At 67.2% G+C, this 3,065-nt stretch carries 3 protein-coding genes; 1 reads left to right on the forward strand and 2 read right to left on the reverse strand.

Annotation, left to right across the window (positions count from 1 at the left end; genetic code table 11):
• On the reverse strand, window positions 1-194 hold a 194-nt coding region (locus VEI45_RS04235; protein WP_324850441.1), incomplete at its 3' end, for a nitroreductase/quinone reductase family protein.
• Window positions 195-335: 141 nt separating this feature from the next.
• A complete protein-coding gene (gene aspS, locus VEI45_RS04240) occupies window positions 336-2,114 on the reverse strand; it encodes an aspartate--tRNA ligase (protein WP_324850443.1) in 1,779 nt (592 codons plus the stop codon).
• Between the two features lie 38 nt (window positions 2,115-2,152).
• On the opposite strand from aspS, the gene VEI45_RS04245 reads away from it, so the two are divergent.
• A complete protein-coding gene (locus tag VEI45_RS04245) occupies window positions 2,153-3,034 on the forward strand; it encodes an oxidoreductase (RefSeq protein WP_324850445.1) in 882 nt (293 codons plus the stop codon).
• Window positions 3,035-3,065 lie beyond the last annotated feature (31 nt).

The raw sequence follows: 3,065 nt of genomic DNA on the forward strand, positions 1-3,065 counted from the left end.
AGCTTGCCGTCGACACGGAAATAAGCCAACGGCGACAGTCGCGGCTGTCCGGATTTGGCTCCTGTTGTGCTCAGCAGCAGCAGGTGGGCACCTTCGAATGGACCGCCGACCTTGCCGTCGTTGGCCCGGAATTCGTCGGTGATGGTCTTGTTGAACGCTTCGATCGTTTCGGCGTCCGGGATCTCCTGGGTCATACGCGCCACTCCTCCTCATCGCTTGGCTCTGCGTCGCCGCCAACGGGCGTCATGCCCCGTCAACCTCGCCGGGTCGGCCGTCTATTCCGCTGTGTGTCGCCGAGATCGACGCCAGCGCAGAAACGCCGGCCACACGTCGCTCTAGCGTCGATCTCGGCGCGACTCAGGCACGACGTCGATTCCCGACTCCTTGCGCTGTTGGGCGGTGATCGGCGCCGGAGCGTCGGTCAGCGGGTCGACGCCGCCGCCAGACTTCGGGAACGCGATGACCTCGCGGATGGAGTCCGTCCCGGCCAGCAGCGCGACGATCCGGTCCCAGCCGAACGCGATCCCGCCGTGCGGCGGCGCGCCGAATGTGAACGCGTCCAGCAAGAAACCGAACTTCTCCTGCGCCTCCGCGGCGCCGATACCCATCATCGCGAACACCCGTTCCTGAATGTCGCGGCGGTGGATACGGATTGAGCCGCCACCGATCTCGTTGCCGTTGCAGACGATGTCATAGCCGTCTGCCAGCGCGCTGCCCGGATCGGTGTCGAAGGTGGCCTCCGATTCTGGCTTCGGCGCGGTGAACGCGTGATGCGCCGCGGTCCACGCACCCGCACCCACCGCGACCTCACCAGCGGCGGTGGCTTCATCGGCCGGTTCGAACAGCGGGAAATCCACCACCCAGGTGAACGCCCACGCGTCCGGGTCGATCAGGTTGAGCCGGTGAGCGATCTCCCCGCGGGCGGCGCCCAGCAGGGCGCGGGACGCCTTGGCCGGCCCCGCAGAAAAGAAGATGCAGTCACCAGGCTGGGCGCCGACGTGTGCCGCCAAACCCGCGCGTTCGTCGTCGGACAGATTCTTGGCGACCGGACCGCTCAGCGTGCCGTCCTCACCGACCAGCACATACGCCAGACCCCTGTGGCCGCGCTGCTTGGCCCAGTCCTGCCAGCCGTCCAGTGTGCGGCGCGGCTGCGACGCCCCTCCCGTCATCACCACCGCACCCACATACGGCGCCTGGAACACCCGAAACATAGTGTCCTTGAAGAAGTCTGTGCACTCGACCAGCTCTAGCCCGAATCGCAGGTCGGGCTTGTCCGAGCCGAACCGTCGCATCGCTTCCGCGTGGCTGATCCGCGGCAACGGCAGCGGCAAGTCGTAGCCGATCAATGCCCATACCGCCTTGACCACCTGCTCGGAGATCGCGATGACGTCGTCGGCGTCGACGAAGCTCATCTCCAAGTCGAGCTGGGTGAATTCCGGCTGCCGGTCGGCGCGGAAGTCCTCGTCGCGGTAGCACCGGGCGATCTGGTAGTAGCGCTCCATGCCGGCGACCATCAGCAGCTGCTTGAACAGCTGCGGGCTTTGCGGCAACGCGTAGAACGAGCCGGGCTGCAGCCGGGCGGGCACCAGGAAGTCGCGGGCGCCTTCCGGTGTCGAGCGCGTCATCGTCGGGGTCTCGATCTCGACGAAGTCATGCGCGGCCAGCACCTCGCGCGCGGCAGCATTTACCTTGGACCGCAACCGAATTGCCCCACCGGGGCCGTCGCGCCGCAAGTCGAGATAGCGATAACGCAGCCGGGTCTCCTCGCCGGCCGGCTCGTCGAGCTGAAACGGCAGCGGTGCGCACTCCCCCAGCACCGTCAAGGACGTTGCGTTGACTTCGATTTCGCCGGTGGCGATCTCGGGGTTGGCGTTGCCCTCCGGCCGGATCTCGACGACACCCTCGACGGCGATGCAGAACTCGGCGCGCAGGTGGTGGGCCTGGGCCAGCACATCGGCGGCGCGAAACACCACCTGGGACACCCCCGACGCATCGCGCAGGTCGATGAAGATCACCCCGCCGTGGTCGCGCCGTCGCGCCACCCATCCTGCCAGCGTCACCTTTTGGCCCGCATCCGCGGCGCGCAACGATCCGGAGGCGTGACTGCGTAGCACGACAGCACAGTCTAGAGGCGGTAATTTCAAGGGTCGTCATGGATATTGCAATTGTCGGTCCGGGCGCCGTCGGTACAACGGTCGCCGGGTACCTATACGCCGCCGGTCACTCGATTCTGGTATGTGGGCGGACACCGCGATCACAGATCGAACTACGGCCCGACGGGGCCGATCCGATCGTGGTGCCCGGGCCCGTACACACCGATCCCGCCGAGATCACCGGGCCGGTCGGGGTGGTCTTGCTGGCGATCAAGGCCACCCAGAACGACGACGGCGGTCGCTGGCTGGCGCGGCTGTGCGATGAGCAGACCATCGTCGTCGTGCTGCAAAACGGTGTCGAGCAGATCGAGCAGGTCCAGCCGCATTGCCCGTCATCGACGGTGATACCCGGCATCGTCTGGTACAGCGCCGAGACTCAGCCCGAAGGATGGGTACGGCTGCGCACGGAAGCCCGGCTGGTGCTGCCAACCGGGCCCGCCGCGGCCAAGATCGCGGATTTGTTGAACGGCGCCGGGTGCACGGTGGAGTGCGACCCGGACTTCACCACTGCGGCCTGGCGCAAGCTGCTGGCGAACGCGCTGGCCGGCCTAATGGTGCTGACCGGGCGACGGTTAGGGATGTTCCGCCGCGACGACGTGGCCGCGATGTCGCGCCGATACGTCGCCGAATGCGCGGCGGTCGCCCGCGCCGAGGGCGCCGACCTCGGTGACGGCGTCGTCGACGAGCTGGTCGGCATATTCCGTCAGGCGCCGGCCGATATGGGTACCTCGATGCTGGCCGACCGGGAGGCCGGTCGGCCGCTGGAGTGGGACATCCGCAACGAGGTGATCATCCGCAAGGCGCGCACCCACGGCATCGCGACGCCGATCAGCGACGTCCTGGTGCCGCTATTTGCCGCCGCCAGTGACGGCCCGGGTTAGCGGGTCAACTGTCAGAACCCAAAGCTTATGA

Source organism: Mycobacterium sp., from assembly GCF_035623875.1.
In the GTDB taxonomy this organism is placed as follows: Bacteria; Actinomycetota; Actinomycetes; order Mycobacteriales; family Mycobacteriaceae; genus Mycobacterium.

Excerpts from the sequence above, each read along its gene's own strand:
- VEI45_RS04245 (WP_324850445.1), top strand. The coding sequence starts at position 2,153 with ATGGATATTGCAATTGTCGGTCCGGGCGCCGTCGGTACAACGGTCGCC.